The sequence below is a fragment of the Colwellia sp. MB02u-10 genome, from assembly GCF_014077185.1.
GTDB lineage: Bacteria > Pseudomonadota > Gammaproteobacteria > Enterobacterales > Alteromonadaceae > Cognaticolwellia.
Genome location: NZ_JACGVK010000074.1, coordinates 53823 through 72157, shown reverse-complemented (window position 1 = coordinate 72157; position 18335 = coordinate 53823). Strand labels below are relative to the sequence as shown.

The 18335-nt window shown below is 38.2% G+C and carries 15 protein-coding genes and 2 tRNA genes; 11 read left to right on the top strand and 6 right to left on the bottom strand.

The features are described 5' to 3' along the window. Window positions 1-434: 434 nt before the first annotated feature. Window positions 435-2117, bottom strand: a complete 1683-nt coding sequence (gene glnS / locus H4J59_RS02680; protein ID WP_182236572.1) for a glutamine--tRNA ligase — start codon at window positions 2115-2117, stop codon at window positions 435-437. A gap of 287 nt (window positions 2118-2404) precedes the next feature. On the opposite strand from glnS, the gene H4J59_RS02675 reads away from it, so the two are divergent. Next, a complete protein-coding gene (locus H4J59_RS02675; protein ID WP_182236570.1) occupies window positions 2405-3349 on the top strand; it encodes an alpha/beta fold hydrolase in 945 nt (314 codons plus the stop codon). 373 nt (window positions 3350-3722) lie between these two features. On the opposite strand, the gene H4J59_RS02670 is transcribed toward H4J59_RS02675, so the two are convergent. Then, the gene (locus H4J59_RS02670; RefSeq protein WP_182236568.1) at window positions 3723-4277 is read right to left on the bottom strand and encodes a DUF4136 domain-containing protein; all 555 of its coding nucleotides are present in this window, start codon (window positions 4275-4277) and stop codon (window positions 3723-3725) included. A gap of 777 nt (window positions 4278-5054) precedes the next feature. On the opposite strand from H4J59_RS02670, the gene H4J59_RS02665 reads away from it, so the two are divergent. Together H4J59_RS02665 and ilvN are read left to right on the top strand one after the other, a co-directional pair. Then, window positions 5055-6779: an acetolactate synthase 3 large subunit gene (locus H4J59_RS02665; RefSeq protein ID WP_182236566.1), complete on the top strand. Its 1725-nt coding sequence runs from the start codon at window positions 5055-5057 to the stop codon at window positions 6777-6779. Next, window positions 6779-7279 carry an acetolactate synthase small subunit gene (ilvN, locus tag H4J59_RS02660; RefSeq protein WP_182231667.1) on the top strand — a complete coding sequence of 167 codons (501 nt, stop codon included), beginning with the start codon at window positions 6779-6781 and terminating at the stop codon, window positions 7277-7279. The genes H4J59_RS02665 and ilvN overlap by 1 nt, the downstream gene beginning before the upstream one ends. Window positions 7280-8342: 1063 nt before the next feature. On the opposite strand, the gene H4J59_RS02655 is transcribed toward ilvN, so the two are convergent. Genes H4J59_RS02655 through rlmKL form a run of 4 tightly spaced genes read right to left on the bottom strand, consistent with a single transcriptional unit; the run spans window position 8343 to window position 14423 of the window. Beyond that, the gene (locus tag H4J59_RS02655) at window positions 8343-10124 is read right to left on the bottom strand and encodes a DUF3466 family protein (protein WP_182236564.1); all 1782 of its coding nucleotides are present in this window, start codon (window positions 10122-10124) and stop codon (window positions 8343-8345) included. A gap of 25 nt (window positions 10125-10149) precedes the next feature. Continuing rightward, window positions 10150-12051: an ATP-binding cassette domain-containing protein gene (locus H4J59_RS02650; RefSeq protein ID WP_182236562.1), complete on the bottom strand. Its 1902-nt coding sequence runs from the start codon at window positions 12049-12051 to the stop codon at window positions 10150-10152. 3 nt (window positions 12052-12054) lie between these two features. Further along, entirely contained in the window at window positions 12055-12285 is a 231-nt protein-coding gene (locus H4J59_RS02645) for a glutaredoxin family protein (RefSeq protein WP_182236560.1), read from the bottom strand. An 11-nt stretch (window positions 12286-12296) separates the two neighbouring features. Continuing rightward, entirely contained in the window at window positions 12297-14423 is a 2127-nt protein-coding gene (gene rlmKL / locus H4J59_RS02640) for a bifunctional 23S rRNA (guanine(2069)-N(7))-methyltransferase RlmK/23S rRNA (guanine(2445)-N(2))-methyltransferase RlmL (protein ID WP_182194008.1), read from the bottom strand. Window positions 14424-14780: 357 nt separating this feature from the next. Between rlmKL and H4J59_RS02635 the strand changes: the two genes are divergently transcribed. The 8 genes from H4J59_RS02635 (at window position 14781) to H4J59_RS02600 (ending at window position 18327) form a co-directional block, all read left to right on the top strand. Continuing rightward, a tRNA-Met gene (locus H4J59_RS02635) sits at window positions 14781-14857 on the top strand. Window positions 14858-14917: 60 nt separating this feature from the next. Then, window positions 14918-14994 (top strand) — tRNA-Met (locus H4J59_RS02630). A gap of 325 nt (window positions 14995-15319) precedes the next feature. Continuing rightward, a complete protein-coding gene (gene moaC, locus H4J59_RS02625; protein WP_182236559.1) occupies window positions 15320-15820 on the top strand; it encodes a cyclic pyranopterin monophosphate synthase MoaC in 501 nt (166 codons plus the stop codon). A gap of 2 nt (window positions 15821-15822) precedes the next feature. Next, complete coding sequence (gene moaD, locus H4J59_RS02620) at window positions 15823-16071, top strand: molybdopterin synthase sulfur carrier subunit (RefSeq protein WP_182184759.1); 249 nt, start codon at window positions 15823-15825, stop codon at window positions 16069-16071. Window position 16072: 1 nt separating this feature from the next. Further along, window positions 16073-16531, top strand: coding sequence for a molybdopterin synthase catalytic subunit MoaE (gene moaE / locus H4J59_RS02615; protein ID WP_182236557.1), 459 nt, complete (start codon window positions 16073-16075; stop codon window positions 16529-16531). Window positions 16532-16548: 17 nt separating this feature from the next. Then, complete coding sequence (locus H4J59_RS02610; RefSeq protein ID WP_182191942.1) at window positions 16549-16755, top strand: DUF1653 domain-containing protein; 207 nt, start codon at window positions 16549-16551, stop codon at window positions 16753-16755. Between the two features lie 654 nt (window positions 16756-17409). Next, the gene (locus tag H4J59_RS02605) at window positions 17410-17763 is read left to right on the top strand and encodes a hypothetical protein (protein ID WP_182236555.1); all 354 of its coding nucleotides are present in this window, start codon (window positions 17410-17412) and stop codon (window positions 17761-17763) included. Window positions 17764-17862: 99 nt separating this feature from the next. Continuing rightward, window positions 17863-18327, top strand: coding sequence for a tetratricopeptide repeat protein (locus H4J59_RS02600; protein ID WP_182236553.1), 465 nt, complete (start codon window positions 17863-17865; stop codon window positions 18325-18327). Window positions 18328-18335 lie beyond the last annotated feature (8 nt).

The window sequence follows — 18335 nt, the reverse complement described above, 5'->3', positions numbered from 1 at the left end:
ATTTGTAGGGTGGACTTTAGTCCATCAGGTTAAATGCAATTTAACCGTGCTCGGCGCAAATGCTGATAAACAAATAACCGCGGCAAATCTGAGTTAACCCATCACGTTAAACAATGGCTAAACGGTTGACTGACTAAAGTCCGACCTACAAAAAATCAACAAACGCTACGCAATCACCCATAAATTTTATTTGGGCCTTTGTAAGTTGGACTTTAGTCCATCAAGTTAAATGCAATTTAACTGTGCTCGCCACAAATGCCGATAAACAAATAACCGCGGCAAATCTGAGTTAACCCATCACGTTAACCAATGGCTAAACGGTTGACGGACTAAAGTCCGAGCTACAAAAACCGACCTTTAATAATATACTTTATAACCTAACAACTCGGTTCTGGAGCAAAGCTATTTATTAATAGCGATATAGTAACTAATCACTAGTCAGAAATTTTTGCCCAGGTATCACGTAAACCTACCGTACGGTTAAATACTAACTTACCTTGTTCTGCATCCTGTGCTGATATCTTATTGTCTAAACAGAAGTAACCTTGGCGCTCGAACTGAAATGCTTGCTCAGGCATCGCCGTTGCCAAATGTGGCTCTACTTTTGCGTTAGTGATAATAGTTAAGGAATCGGGGTTCATTACACTGTGAAAGTCTTCTGCTGCACCTGGATTTGGTACAGAAAACAAACGCTCGTACAAACGAATTTCTGCATCAAGACTTTGCGCTACCGCAACCCAATGAATAACACCTTTAGGCTTAGTGCCGTCAGTGGGGTTTTTACCTAAAGTTTCGGTATCATATTGGCAATAAACTGTCGTTACCTTGCCGTCTTCATCTTTATCGCAACGCGTGGCGGTTACTACATAAGCACCACGTAAACGTACTGCTTTGTCTAGCACTAAACGTTTATATTTTTTATTAGCTTCTTCACGAAAATCTTCCGCTTCAATGTAAAGCTCTTTAGCAAATGGCACAATACGTGAACCAAAGCTCTCATCGCTAGGATGGTTTTTAACATTAAGGTTTTCAACTGTGTCAGCAGGATAGTTTTCAATAACTAACTTAATCGGGTCAAGCACTGCCATAGCACGTGGGGCGTTGTCATTTAAGTCTTCACGAATACAAGCCTCTAAAACGCTCATTTCAACCGTGTTATCCATTTTCGTTACGCCAATGCGCTTCGCAAATTCACGTAACGAGCCAGGCGTAAAACCTTTACGACGAAAGCCAGCGATGGTCGGCATACGAGGATCATCCCAACCATTGACTAACTTCTCTTCTACAAGGTTGTTCAGCTTACGTTTACTCATCACGGTATATTCGAGATTTAAACGTGAAAACTCATATTGACGAGGGGTAGTTTCAATTGAAATATTGTCGATAACCCAATCATACAAACGACGATTGTCTTGAAATTCTAGCGTACATATTGAATGCGTAACGCCTTCAATGGCGTCTGAAATACAATGAGTAAAATCATACATGGGATAAATGCACCACTTATCACCGGTTTGATGATGATGAGCAAACTTAACCCGATAAATAATGGGATCACGCATACACATGAAGCTTGACGCCATATCGATTTTAGCACGCAGCGCACACTGTCCTTCTTTGAAATCACCTGCTTTCATTTTTTCAAACAAGGCTAGATTCTCTTCAACTGAAGTTGCACGATAAGGGCTGTTTTTTCCGGCTTGCTTTAACGTGCCACGATATTCACGTGTTTCTTCAGCATTTAAAAAACAAACGTAGGCTAAACCTTTTTCGATAAGCTCAACGGCATAACCATGTAAACGATCAAAATAATCTGAAGAATAATGGATATCACCCGCCCATTCAAAACCTAACCATTTAACGTCTGCTTGAATAGAATTTACATAATCAATATCTTCTTTTTCAGGGTTAGTGTCATCAAAACGCAAGTTACATAAACCTTGGTAATCTTGAGCAATACCAAAGTTTAAACAAATTGATTTCGCATGACCTATATGTAAATAACCATTTGGCTCAGGTGGAAAACGAGTTTGTACTTGGCTATGCTTGCCACTAGCAAGATCGGCATCAATAATTTGACGAATAAAATTTGTTGGACGGTTTTCTACTTCCGACATCCACAGAACCCCTAAAAAATTTAAGTTTAAATAATATAATTAAGAATATTATATCAATAGAATTAACCAGAGCCCACCTAAAGAATATATATTCTGCGATGAAAGGGAAATATATTCGAACTTGTCCACTTAAAGGATGATTTTCACCCTAGCTCACACTTATTTAACACCAAGGCTTATACCCTGCTTAATATCATCAAAAGTGTAATACTTAGGCAAAATACATTCACATCCGATCAGTATGTTGCTATGTTATTTATAATTCTCCTTTATAGTTAACAATATTAATGTCTGAATGCTCATCTTTTGAAACAATGCTTTCATCTAACAGTTTACTACTTGAAAATACTCAACAATGGCAACAAAAATCTAACAGCGCAATGACAGTAAATGGTTATTATCGCGCGGGTGCTAAAGACGCTAAACGTATTCACTTGTTACACGGCACTGGCTTTTCAGCCATGACTTTAGCAGCCATGGCATCACAATTACCCAAAGACTGGTCAATTTGGTTAACCGATGTACCCGGCCATGGCTATTCAACACAGCCAACAACGCGAATGCCCAACTGGCAAAAAATGGCCAATACCCTCGCTGATGCAATTTATCTTCAGGCCAATGTTAAAGAAAATGGTCCTTTGATGGGTATTGGACATTCAATGGGCGGTGTTATAACACTACTAGCCGCCGTTAAATATCCAGATTTATTCAGCGAAATTATTTTACTCGATCCCGTGTTATTTCAAACTGAAATGATTATAGCGCAGCAACTCATGCGGGCAACTGGCGCATGGCGGAAAAGCTCATTAGTCAAGTCAGTCGCTAATCGCACAGCAATATGGCCAAGCTTGGCTAATATGAAAGAAAATATTGCTGGCAAATCTTTTTATAAAGCTTGGCATCCCCAAGTAATAAGCGATTATTGCGAGTTTTCCACTCATGTTAGTCATCAAGACTCAGTGACGCTCAGTTGTCAGCCAAGTTGGGAAGCGTCAATTTTTGGCTCTTATCCAAAAGGACTCTGGCGAGCGATATACAACATAAAGATACCCGTAGATATATTAATGGCTAATAAAAGTTATTTTTTTATTCCAAAAGCAGTAAAAAGAGCAGCAAAAATCAATAAAAATATTCAATGGCAAAAATTTGGCCAACATCACTGTTTTCCTATGGAGCAACCCTTAGAAACAGCAAAAGCCATTACTGATTTAATAACCTCAAAGCACGGGTAGTTTAATTATTATCTTACCTAATTTTTTCAATAGGTTAAGTAACAAAAATGTATTTTGAAGAGATTGTCTTTGTGGTCACTTAACTTATATTATATATACACGGATGTTCAAATGAAGAAATACTAAAGGTATTGCATTAGCGATGTAAGTCGATATTGAGCATAATCATAGAATTTCCCCCTGAGCTCAACGGTAAAGGCCCAAGTATACATAAGATGATTTTGGAGCCTAGCGGTAATCGTATCGAGCTTGCCTATACCCCTGTACAATATAAGTAACACCTACAGAGTATTAAAATTTTTAAAATAAAAAAGCGCAGATTATCTGCGCTTTTTAAAGAGGTTATTCGTTGCTAAAGGCTAAATAAAGTTGACTAAAACTGAGCAACAAGCTGTTCAACAACCATTTTAATGGCTTTACTTGGGTTGTCTTGTTCAGACGACTTAATGCGCTTAACTGCCCATCCGTGCCATACCGGTTGGTGACTTTTGACATCATATACATCTATTGCCAATTTTCCTTCAGTAATATTTCGCACGCGCGTATCAGTACCCATGCCGCCGTAAAAACGATTGCCCCACATAAAGCTGGTGCGATACATCACGGGTAAAGAATCAACTTTCACTTTATCTCGACTACCCATGGTATATGAAATGGTGAAATCCGCCTGCTCTGCATCATTAACTAGCTGATAGCCTTTAGCGATGAAAGCTTGTTCAATGGCATTATCAATTCTGACTTTCATCACCGGGTTAGCATCAACAGACTCCGCTAAAATCTTGCTCTCGTTCAGCCAGGCAAATGTTTTATAATCCGTTGTAGTAATCTCACTATTGCGATCAAAGTCAACTCTAGCTTGCTGGTTTGATACACAGCCAGCCATTGCACCAACAAGTGCTAACATTATGATTAGTTTATTTTTTAACATAAATCCTTCCAAATAACTTTGATGTATTTAAAACTTAAGATAGCAGCCTATCATAAAAATGTTAGTCCGCTGCTGAAAAATGTAATTACACTACCCTACTTATATAATAATAAAAAATAATCACTAATAACAGATCACTTACCAATAAAATTATTAATTTAACAATAAAGTATAGATAAAAAATAATAGTATTTTAATAACTCAACCTAACTGTTGATACTAGTTTTATTAATTAGTTGATCTACTTTACATCCAGGAAAAACAGCCAAACATAAGGCGTTTATTTAATAACTAGTTGTTCTAATTATTAAATAAATAACGCGCTAGTAGCTTGTTTAAACGAGGAAAAATAATTATGAAATTAGTGAAATTGATATAAGTAACCTTGAAAAAAACAGCGATTAAGTAACGCAAACCTAATTATATGGCCAGATTAATAGCAAATTAATGACAAAAATTTATTTTTAAGTAGTACAAGGGGTAAATATTTATCAGAAATTATGAACTTTACATTGACACATCTAGACAAACCCCTTAAAACTGTAGTCATTACTTTTTACACAAATAATTTTTAACATGAACTTAGTTAATACGCTGCTATCTCTCCTCATTCTCGTCTTGGTCTCAAAACCAAGGTGCGGGCGATATTGTGTGTAAAAATAAAGTAAAAAAATAACAACAATAAACCCTCGCTCTGAAAAGAACGGGGGTTTTTTTATCGCTATTTATTTCAATTGATATTATTAACAACAGATTTTTTTATTATAGGAATTACATATGACAAAAGAGCAATTCTCAGGTGCCGAACTAGTGGTGAAAACCCTAGCAGCACTTAAGGTAAAATATTTATTTGGCTATCCCGGAGGTACTGTATTAGATATTTATGATGCACTCTTTCGACAAGATGATGTTGAGCACATTCTTGTTCGCCATGAACAGGCCGCGACTCACATGGCAGACGGTTTTGCCCGCGCTACCGGTGAAGTAGGCTTTGTATTGGCTACATCAGGGCCAGGTGCTACTAATTGTATTACCGGCATTGCAACCGCGTATATGGACTCTATTCCTATGGTGGTACTTTCAGGCCAAGTGCCTACCGGACTGATTGGAGACGATGCCTTTCAAGAAACCGATATTGTTGGTTGCTCTCGCCCAATAGTAAAGCATAGCTTCAACTGTAGAAGTGTTGTCGACATACCTAACACTATTGCAAAAGCATTTTATATTGCCAGTACCGGTCGACCAGGTCCTGTGGTTATCGAGCTACCTAAAGATATTTTAATGCCACAACACACTGCAGAGTTTAAATTCAGCGCAGAAGTGAACATGCGCTCGTACAATCCAAATGTGAAAGGCCATCATCGTCAAATTAAGAAAGCGGTACAGGCAATAAGCCAAGCAAAACGTCTTGTGGTTTATGCTGGCGGCGGCGTAATCATAGCGAATGCAGCAGAATTATTGACTGAATTAGTTGAAAAACTTAACGCTCCTGTGACCAATACCTTAATGGGATTGGGTGCTATATCAGGTTTACATGAAAACTTTATTGGTATGTTAGGTATGCATGGTAGCTTAGAAGCTAATAGAGCCATGGCAAATGCTGATGTTATTCTGGCTTTAGGGGCAAGGTTTGATGACCGTGTTACTAACAATGTGAAGAAATTTTGCCCAGATGCCACCATTGTGCATGTCGATATTGATCCCACCTCGATATCTAAAACTATTAATGCTCATATCCCTGTTGTTGGCTTACTTGATATTGTGATTAAACAGTTGCTTGTTGAACTGGAAGAAAAGCAATTTAGTGTTAACAAAGAAGAAAACCAAACATGGTGGCAACAAATTGCACAATGGCGAGCAGTTAAAAGTTTTAGCTACGAACAAACTGATGGCGTAATAAAACCACAGCGTGTTATTGAATCCATGTATAAAGCAACACAAGGTGATGCCTACGTATGTTCTGATGTTGGACAGCACCAAATGTTTGCCGCGCAATATTATCCGTATGCTAAGCCACGTCAGTGGATAAATTCAGGTGGTCTAGGCACTATGGGCTTTGGCTTACCTGCTGCAATGGGCGTAAAATTAGCCTTTCCTGATAGCCATGTTATCTGTATTACCGGAGACGGTTCAATACAAATGAACATACAAGAGCTATCAACTTGTTTGCAGTATAATTTATCTGTGGTCATTATTTCATTGAACAACCGATCTTTAGGCATGGTGCGTCAATGGCAAGATATGGTCTATGGTGGACGTCATTCCTCTTCGTATATGGAATCCTTACCCGATTTTGTTAAATTGGCTGAGTCCTATGGTCATGTAGGCATGCAAATTAATAAGCTTGATGAATTAGACGAAAAAATTCAAGAGGCTTTTGCGATTAAAAACCGACTGGTTTTTGTTGATGTGCTCGTTGATGAAAATGAGCATGTCTATCCGATGCAAATACGTACTGGTGCTATTGATGAAATGTGGATCAAAAAAGGAGTGAAAAGCTAATGCGCAGAATCTTAGCCGTATTATTAGAGAACGAAGCAGGATCACTTTCACGTATTGTCGGGTTGTTTTCTCAACGAGCATTTAATATTGAAAGTTTAACCGTTGCCCCCACTGATGATGATAGCTTATCTCGTATCACTATTGTCACCAAAGGTAATGACAAAATACTTGAGCAAATAGTTAAACAAGTCAATAAACTTATCGATGTTATTAAAGTAACTGACTTAACCGAGCGAAGTTATGTCGAACGTGAATTACTACTGATTAAAGTCTTGGCAATGAACGAAAAGTCACGCAGTGAAGTAAAACGTATAACTGATATCTTTAGAGGCTCTATCATTGATATTGGTAAGCAAGTTTACACCGTTCAACTGACGGGTAATGCAGAAAAAATAAATGCCTTTATCTCCACACTCGCTAATGAAACAGAAATCATCGAATCAGTTAGATCTGGCTGTGTCGGTATTGCTCGCGGTGAAAAAGCATTGAGTGTGAAGTAATAATATACTTTGCTATATACACGATCTTAGGGGACTTTAAATATTTAATATAAAAATTTAACTTGATGAACTAAAGTCCAACCTACATTTAACCTGTATTTAACCTAAATAGGGCCTAAATAGAGCCTACGAATGATCATTCAATCTTGGGCACTGGTTTTGTAGGTCGGACTTCAGTCCGTCAACTGTTTAGCTGATGCTCAATCTAATGAGCTAGTAAAATCTGCAGCCATATATTTTTTCGCTCAGCATTTATACCAAGGACGGTTAAATTTCATTTAACTTGATGGACTAAAGTCCAACCTACATTTAACCTAAATAGGGCCTACGAATGATCATGCAATCTTGAGCAATGGTTTTGTAGGTCGGACTTCAATCCGTCAACTGTTTAGCTGATGCTCAATCTAATGAGCTAGTAAAATCTGCAGCCATATATTTTTTCGCTCAGAATTTATACCAAGGACGGTTAAATTTCATTTAACTTGATGGACTAAAGTCCAACCTACATAGTACCTGCATTTAACCTAAATAGGGCCTACGAATGATCATTCAATCTTGGGCAATGGTTTTGTAGGTCGGACTTCAGTCCGTCAACCGTTTAGCAGGTAATCAATCTAATGAGCCAGTAAAAATCTGCAGCCATATATTTTTTTTCGCTCAGCATTTATACCAAGGACGGTTAAATTTCATTTAACTTGATGGACTAAAGTCCAACCTACATTGAACCTGCATTTAACCTAAATAGGGCCTACGAATGATCATGCAATCTTGAGCAATGGTTTTGTAGGTCGGACTTCAATCCGTCAACTGTTTAGCTGATGCTCAATCTAATTAGCCAGTAAAAATCTGCAGCCATATATTTTTTTTCGCTCAGCATTTATACCAAGGACGGTTAAATTTCATTTAACTTGATGGACTAAAGTCCAACCTACATTGAACCTGTATTCAATCTAAATAGAGCCTATGAATGGTCATGCAATCTTGGGCAATTTTTTTTAATCTTCAGAACTAAAAAACCCGGTAACAAAATATGTTACCGGGTTTTTAAAAAGCCTTAGCTTATTTATTGCTTAAGCTTTCTCTTCCATGTCAATCTGCGCGCTAAACCGGCAAACGTTAACAATAAAATACTACTTAAACCAAAACCTGCACCTTGACGTTCTACTTTCTCTTCAACGGCACTACAATCTTCAAGCTCACCCGCTATAGGCTGCAAGGTTACTGCACGAACTACATCTTCAAGTAGCTGTTCGCCTTGCTCATCTAGCATTAATTCACCTTTTGAATCACGACGAGGAACTCTGATCAATGCGGTTGCTGAAACTTCATTGGCATCATTAATGTCACGTGCTTCAATAATCGTATAATCACTACCACAAGCTAAAAAGTCGTTAAGATCGGTAAAAGTTTCACTGGTAATATCATATAAAAAACCATGTGTTCTTCTCGGGGTGCTAGTGTTGTCGTTATGCGTTTCAACCTCACCTTCGCCTACTATTTTACCACTTTCATTAATAGCGCGAGCTGTACTCGAACTACCGTTGAAAAAATCTGTTGGTAAAATCATTTCCATCGTTTCAGCATTGGTATCCACATGATAAAACTTAGTTCTTTGGTTACCATTAATGAAAGCATTAACATGCCCTACTGCTATACCGGCATCGTTAATGTCATAGGTACGCGAATCAAAATACTTGCCGTGGTCCTCAGTAAAGTCGGTAACTTCACCGTCTTTATATACTACTGCATATAAGCTGCGGCGTTCTGTTGCACTGGGTTCAGTTACATTTTCATTAACCCAGCCATGAGCATAACCAACCGCTACACCTTGATTATTAATCGCTTGAGCATAGTTAACATATTCACGCACATCATCAACATGAGGAGTAACTAACTGTCCTAATATTTCTGAGCTAATGATACCTTGTTCATCAATAGACCATTTTATTGCTTCAGTATTATAAATCTCAGCAATAATCTGCTGCACACAGACTTTAAACGGTAAATCATCAAGTACGTCTGGATCAGCACAGCCACCGGTTTCATCGTTGATAAAGTCAATCGCATCTTGATCAATACTCGTACTAGCATAACCAACCGCAAAGTGAGACTCACTAATATCTAATATGGCTGATTCACCACCAAAACGTTGATCTGCAGGTAAATCTGTCTCACTAGGAGGAATGACTTCAATGATACTGGCACCACCGTCAGACGAGAAAAAACCACGAGTGGTAAATGCACGTAACCAGTGTGTTACTTCTTCATCATCACTTTTAGTAAAATCAAGCGGCAAGTAAGGCGCTGAGGCATTGCCATATACCCAGCCTTCATTAGTAATGCCACTAATAAATTCTTTTGTCGAACGGGTAAGAATATCTGTATTTGGAATATTTTCATCAAATACATTAAATAATTCTGTTTGACCATTAAAGTTAGTCATGGCAAAAACATCACCAACTTCTTGATAAAGGCTATTACCAGCTCTTGAACTTAAAAACCTTATCACCCATGAAAGATCATTAGCCGTTGGATTACCTGCGCGTAAAGCCAATTCATCTTCAATATTAACTAAGTCGTGTACACCTTCATGACTTTGCTCAGCTAAAAGAACAATAAAGTCATAGTCTTCTTCATCAAAGTATTGAAACTGCACGGGAAAGTTATAGATATCAGTGCCAGAAATAGCAGCTTCACCGTTATTATTTTCCTGTTGTGAATAAGTATATTTTAATGAGGAAACATTACCTTTATCAATAACTTGGTAAGTTGCAGCATTAACCGCGGATAGTCCTAATGCACTAGTGATACCTAATGCTAAAATTGATTTTACAAATTTGTTCATGTAACTACTAAACTCACTTTTGTTATTAATCATCTAATTCTTGCCATCTAGCGTAGGCAACTTCGAGTTTTGACTCATTTATAGCTAACTGGTTCAATATATTATTACTTTGCTCTTGGCTTTGACTAAAAAAATCAGCGTGATTAACTTTTTCCTGCATGTCAGCAATTGATGTTTCAAGTTCATCAATAATCCCAGGTAAGTTTTCTAACTCGGTTTTCTCTTTAAATGAGCGTTTTTTCTTAACTGGAGTATTAACCTTGCTATCGGATTTTTCAGCCACAGCAACTTTAACAACGGCTTTAGTCGCTGATTCACGTTGCTTCTCTTTATAAGCTAAGTAATCATCAACATCATCATAGCCACCAACGATTTGTGAAACGTGTCCGGTACCATCAAAATACAAGCAACTGTTGACACAGTTATTAACAAAGTCGCGATCATGGCTAACTAAAATAACCGTTCCTGCGTAATTTGCAACGACTTCTTCCAATAGCTCTAAAGTTTCAATATCCAAATCATTGGTTGGCTCATCCAAAATCAATAGGTTACTGGGGCGTAAAAATAACCGAGCAAGTAACAAGCGATTTTTTTCACCACCCGATAAGGCTCTAACCGGTGTTCGTGCACGCTTAGGACTAAAAAGGAAGTCTTGTAGGTAACCTAATACATGTCGTGGTTTACCGTTTACCACAACGTCTTGCTTACCTTCACCCACAATTTCTTGCACGGTTTGATTAAGATCTAAGGCTTCACGATGTTGATCAAAATAAGCAATATCTAAATTAACACCTGAGCGCATTTTACCGCTGGTAGCTTCAAGATTGCCCATAATCATTTTAATCAAGGTCGACTTACCCGTACCGTTAGCACCAATAAAGGCGATGCGGTCATTACGGGTGATCAATAAATCTAAATTTTTGATAATAACTTTATCATCAAAAGCGATAGTTATGTCTTCCGCTTCAAATACCAGCTTACCTGAACGGTCGCCTTGGGTGATATTCATCGTACTTTGATTGCGAACCTCGCGACGAGCTTGGCGTTCGCCTCTAAGTTTCTCAAGTGCTCTTACTCGGCCTTCATTGCGGGTACGACGGGCTTTTACACCTTGTCTTATCCAGACTTCTTCTTCTGCTAGCTTCTTATCAAATAGCGAGTTTTGTTGTGATTCAACCTGCAAGTCATGCGCTTTTTGCTCTATGTACAGATCATAGTTGCCTGGGTAGCTTTTCAAAACACCACGATCAAGGTCGATAATACGTGTCGATACGCCACGAATAAATGCTCTATCATGACTAATAAAAAGTATCGTGCCAGCAAAGTCTTTTAAAAATGACTCTAACCACAAAACACTTTTAATATCTAAATGGTTAGTCGGTTCGTCAAGCAATAAAATATCAGGTGCTGTCACTAAGGCCTTAGCTAACGCGACCTTACGTAACCAACCACCTGAAAGATCACAAATTTTATCATCCGGGTTCAGCGCTAGGGTTGTCATCACTTGCTCGATACGTTGTTCATCTTGCCAAGCGTTTGCCACTTCAAGTTGATCTTGAATATTGGCTAATTTATTAAGGTTTTTGTCTGATGGGTCTTCAGTAACATCATGAATAATCGCATGATAACGCTTAATTAAATCCGAATTTTCCTTTACACCTTGTGCAATATAATCAAAAACACTGATATCTGAAGTTTCTGGAGGATCTTGCTCTAACATCGCGACTTGCATAGTGCTAGATTTAAGCACTTGGCCATCATCTAAGGTTTGAAAACCCATTAATACCTTCATTAAGGTTGATTTTCCAGCACCATTTCTACCGACTAAACAAATTCGTTCGCCCGTTTGTACACTCAGATCCGCTTTATCTAAGACTTTGTCTTCGCCGAAGGCTAATTCACCTTGGGAAATACGAATTAATTCCATAAACTACAATAACTCCAAAACTTGTGCTTGTTCAAATGGCCAAAATAATTTTTCTTGGCTCGAAAGATGCTCTAAAACAGGAATGTGAACACGATACAGCGTAACTAGCTTATCATCATCGAGTATATCGACCACGCAAATATCTGCTGCTGGCATCACGGCTAGGCATAATGCCAAAGCCTCTTCACATAAATGACAGCCTTCGCTGCCATAAAGATTAAATTTTACCGACATATTAACTCACCTTACACCTTACGTGTAATCAACCAACTGTTATGAATATGCTTGTTGCGTTGAAAGTCTTTATCTCGTGTTTTCTCGCTTATTTCTTGCACCTGTAAATTTAAGGCAGAAATAGCGTCAAAATCCATTTTAAAATTACGCTTATTATTGGTAAAAATTAACTCACCACCCGCAGCAAGTGATTTTACTCCATCAGTAATTAAACTGATGTGATCACGTTGCACGTCAAAACTTTCTCCCATGCGCTTTGAATTAGAGAAAGTGGGTGGGTCAATAAACACCAGATCAAATTTTTGCTCGTTTTTCTTCAACCATTGCAAACAATCCGCTTGAATAAAGTCATATTTATGACCACTGAGATTATTCAGTACAAAATTATCTTGTGCCCAACTTAAATAAGTTTTCGACATATCAACCGTGGTTACCGTATCCGCGCCATGCAATGCCGCTTGCAAAGAAACCGAACCTGTATAGGCAAACAAATTCAATAATGATTTACCCGCTGATTTTTTCGCCACAATTTGGCGAGTTTTACGGTGATCAAGAAACAGCCCAGTATCTAAATAATCCCAAAGGTTTACTTTTAATTTCGCGCCATATTCATGCACCACCATAGATTTTTTGGTTTGTTCAACCCGTTGGTACTGATCTTTGCCCTTTTGTTTTGCCCGCGTTTTAATAATAACTTTATCGGTAGGAACGCCAAGTACCTTAGGGGCAAAATAAACGACTTCTTGTAATCTTTTCGCCACTTTCTCAGGTTCAATAATGGCGGGCGCTGTATACTCATGAATAACCAAGTGATCGCCATAAACATCAACCGCTACATTATACTCAGGAATATCGGCATCATATAAGCGATAACATTCTATGCCTTCTTGCTTAAGCCAGCCTTTCAAGTTTTTCTTATTCTTTAATAAGCGATTACCAAAGTCTGAGTCTTTACCATCAAATTCAGTATCAACATTGCTGCTTGATACTTGCTTATCATCTAAATTATAAAGTGCAAATTGACAATCTAATGGGCCATTTTTAAACTTATAACGTTTTAAAGTCACCATTTTCATCATGGCTAACAATTCAGCATTGGCGGTTAACACAGCCACTCGCCAGTTAACAAAATGAGATTTAAACTTCTGCCCTAACAAAGCAAAGCTTTCTACCAGTTCAGGTAATTCACCTATTCGTTCACCGTAGGGTGGGTTAAATAAGATAGTCCCTTTAGGACCAAAGGCATTTTTTATGTCATTAGCATTTTTACACGAGAATTCAATAAATCTTTGTATGCCGGCATTTTTAGCATTTTGCTGGGCGGTTTGTAATACTCGGCTATCAAGGTCAAGACCAAATACTTTAGTTTTAAGCTGCGTTAAACCAACATGTGATTGTTCAATGGCAGCAGACCTTGCTGATTTCCAGGCAGCAGGTTGATGCCCTAACCAAAAATCAAAGCCCCATTGCGCTCTATCAATGCCAGGTGCATAACCCGCTGCCATTAATACCGCTTCTATCACTATAGTTCCAGAACCACACATAGGGTCAACTAAAGGCTTAGAGGTATCTTCTAACCAACCAGAACGAGTAATGATAGCGGCCGCTAAATGTTCTTTTAATGGCGCAGCACCCGAATGCTCTCGATAGCCCCTTTTAAATAAGCTACGGCCAGAGAAGTCTAAATAAATAACAACTTTTTGCTTTAACAAACGTGCTTGAAAACTTACCTGTGGCGCTGACTTATCAACCGAAGGACGTTCTTGGTTTAAATCGCGAAAATGGTCAACAACCGCATCTTTAACCGTTAAGGCACCAAATTGACTGTTTCTGATTTCATCGCTTGTGCCGACGAAATCAATCGCAAAGGTATTATCAACAGAGAACATTTCCGACCAAGTGATGGACTTTGCTACCGCATAAAGCTCATCTTTATTGTTGGCGTCACCTTCAGCCAATTTCAGCAGTATGCGAGTGGATAAGCGACAGCGCAAACAAATGTGATACGCATGTTCAATCGTTGAAGTGAAATAAACGCCCTCAGGCTTTTGAACAACTTGTTCGGCTTTCAAATCTTTAAGTTCTTGCGCCAGTAATATTTCTATACCTGGTGAGGTTAATGCTAAAAATTGCTGCATATAGGTTTCCCAATCTAATTTATGCCGCGATTATAAACAAAGACACGTGCTACTTATAGGTCTTTTACAAATTAGCGCAAACTATCTAACAATATCTGACAAGTTAAGCGCTGTTTATTTTAAATTCAGCCTAATTTCAACTAATCGTCTGAAATACGAGTCATTCGCGCGTAAAAAAACAACAAGTAATAAATAAATGAAATTAATCGCTAAAAAAAGCATAAAACATGTTGCAAATAAGATGATGTATCCTTATTATACGCCTCGCTTTAAGGCAAGCAGTCAACCGCCACTTTAAAGCATTCTTAAGCTAGAATTAAAACAAGCTGTCTTGGCTAATGTATTAAGCCATTCGGACGCGGGATGGAGCAGTCTGGTAGCTCGTCGGGCTCATAACCCGAAGGTCGTAGGTTCAAATCCTGCTCCCGCAACCAATTCTTAAGTTTGAATTAAAACAACTTGGCTTGTTTAAGTATTTACTTAAACCATTCGGACGCGGGATGGAGCAGTCTGGTAGCTCGTCGGGCTCATAACCCGAAGGTCGTAGGTTCAAATCCTGCTCCCGCAACCAATTTTATATACACCTCTAATATATCTATTTTATATACCTTTCTAGTTTATCTAAATTCGACGTTATTTTAATGTAACAACGATTAAAAATTCAAATACGACCTAAATCTAATAGCACCTAAATACAGCTAGATCAAAATCATCCTACTGATAACTTAAATTTAACTCGCTCACTGCAATTTTTAATAAATACTTTATTAATCACTTGATACTAATATCAAATCACTTTTCTTAATATAAATCACTAAATAAACCTTCAGATAAGGTACTATAAACGGTGAATTTACATAAAGCTGAATAGCTAATAATTAAGAGAATATTTTTTGATGAGCGACGAATTTACTCATATCAATGCTAATGGTGATGCCCATATGGTTGATGTAACTGAAAAGATTGTTACTGAACGTACTGCCATTGCTCAAGCCTACATTGAAATGTCTGCGCAAACCCTCGCAATGATTGTCGAAGGAAAACATCATAAAGGTGACGTATTTGCGACCGCCAGAATTGCTGGCATTATGGCGGCAAAAAAAACCAGTGAACTTATTCCGCTTTGTCACCCGCTTATGCTGACAAAAATAGCAGTCGACATAATCGCAGAGCCAAAGCAAAACCGGGTAAAGATCACTGCGCTTTGTAAGCTTTCGGGTAAAACAGGAGTAGAAATGGAAGCATTAACCGCCGCTTCAACCGCCGCTCTGACGATTTACGATATGTGTAAAGCGGTACAAAAAGACATGATTATTACCAATATCCATTTATGTGAAAAACAAGGTGGAAAATCAGGCAGCTATCTTCATAACCCTGCGACCCAAGAAAGGATCTAATCATGATAAAAGTTTTGTTTTTTGCTCGCCTACGCGAACAATTATCCACCGATAGCTTGCAAATATCGGCCAGTGAAAATATGACAACAGAGCTAATTCGACAACAACTCGCTAACACGGATGATTTATGGGCCAAGGTTATGTCGGCTGATAGCTTACTTGTTGCGGTTAATCAGCAGATCACCGATTGGTCACATAGTGTCAATGCCGGTGATGAAGTCGCTTTTTTCCCTCCTGTTACCGGAGGCTAATATGATCAACGTACAACAGAATGATTTTATTGTTGCAGATGAGTATCAAAAACTCGCAGATGACAACCAAGACGGCGCGGTAGTCACTTTTGTTGGTAAAGTCCGAGACTTTAATGAAGGGCTTGGAGTGCAAGGATTATCGCTAGAGCACTACCCTGGCATGACAGAGAAGGTATTGGGTGAAATAGAGGCTGAAGCGCGCGAACACTGGCCACTTAATAAGGTGACGATTATTCATCGCGTTGGCGATTTAACCCTTGGCGAACAAATTGTCTTTATTGGTGTCACAAGTCCACATCGAAAAGCAGCCTTTGCTGCTTGCGAATTTCTTATCGATTTTTTAAAAACCAAAGCTCCGTTTTGGAAAAAAGAGTTAACCAGTGAAGGCAGTAAATGGTTAGAAGCCAAAGCCAGTGACAGTAAAATTTCACAACAATGGTCGACAAAACTAACAAACTAGAAACAATGAGATTATTCATGCTAAAAGCCGGACGTTATCAACACTTTAAAGGTAATTTTTACCAAGTACTACACCTAGCAACGCACAGTGAAACTGAAGAAACCATGGTGGTTTATCAACCTGAATACGGTGAAAGAGCGATTTGGGTTAGGCCACTTGCTATGTTTGATGAAATTATTGAAAGAGATGGAAAGCAGCTTAAACGCTTTCAATATGTTGGTTGAGATCGTTAACTAAAGATGTAAGTTGGACTTTTTTCCATCACGTAAAGTGAAATTTAACTTCCTTGAGCATCAATACGAGCGACCAAAAAATAATACCTGCTGCAAATATTTGTTGGTCCCATCTCGTTAATATCCAGCTTAACAGTTGACAGACTAAAGTCCGTCCTACGAAACACCGACAAAACAAGTACCTAACGCTACATTATCACCCGTACGCTTTATGTCGATGCAATGTAGGATGGACTTTAGTCCATCAGGTTAAATGAAATTTAATCGTGTTTGTTATAATGCCGAGCGAAAAAAAACATGCTGCAAATGTTTGTTGGTCCGATCTTGTGAATAGCCTGCTTAACAGTTGACGGACTAAAGTCCGACCTACAAAAAACCGACAGAAAAAATCATCCAACGCTAAGTGAGGAAATCAAATCAAGGCTCTATTTGAAAATAATGGTTGTTCTGTTATGGCTGATTGGATTAGACCACGCTAATCCAAAGTGCTGGGTTTACGCTACCTAGTACTTACTGTCTTGACTCTATTGTTTATTTAACCAGCATTTCCAAGATGTTAATAATATTGCCATTGAACATGTTAGAATTCATGATGGTTTGCTAATAGAGTTTTTCCAGGCTAATTCATCTTTATAGGGACATATAATGTTTAAAGTAAGTAGGGTTGAAAATAGTAACAACGGGCAAGTTCAGCGACTCAAGCTATCGGCTTTTATACCGACATTTAAGCACTTTATAGCTTCAAAAAAATCATTATTAATTCCCGTATTATTTTTTCTGGCCTATTATAGCTATTATGTTATTTATCAAACCAGTCGTGATCAACAACAAACCCACCAAATAGTAGCAACACCAAAAATCAATGATATTTATTTGTTTGATTTTCGTATAGTAAGCCATAACCTAAGACCCAATGAAAAATATCGTATTGCCAAAGTAGTTGATATAACGGGTGACATTATTACCTTAGTTTATGGCAGTTTTTATTATCCCAACTAACACGCGACCATTAACAGTATTTATTATGGCCAGTTAACTTATAAAGACTACTTCGAAGCTAAGCACTTTGATTATAAACATCAAGAAATTCAACAAAAATTGGCTTCCGGTGCTATTTATCAAGCGATACGACCTATTAACGACAAACTTTTAGGACAGCGCGTAGGGCCTGAGCCAAGAAAATATCGTAGTAATATTTTTATTCAAGGTCGACGAGAGAATTTAACGGGTGAGGCTTTCCTTAACCAGCGGTTCAGAGAAACCAATTTAAAACAAGCATTTGAGTTATTTACTACCTCTGCAAACTACAACTTTGCACAAGGACAAGTGAACCTTGCACAAATGTATATTAATGGACAATACGTAGAAAAAAACCTCAACAAAGCACTTTATTGGCTGAATCAGGCGGCACTGCAAAGTCACAAACCGGCCATTTTAAAGTATGAAATTATCTGTAAACAACTTTCATCTTGCCAAATTTATGACTTTTTTAAAAACCTAGTTACCACGGGGGTTAATATTAAAGTACGCAGTTTAAGCACTGAACTGACCGTCGAAAACTAATGCTAATA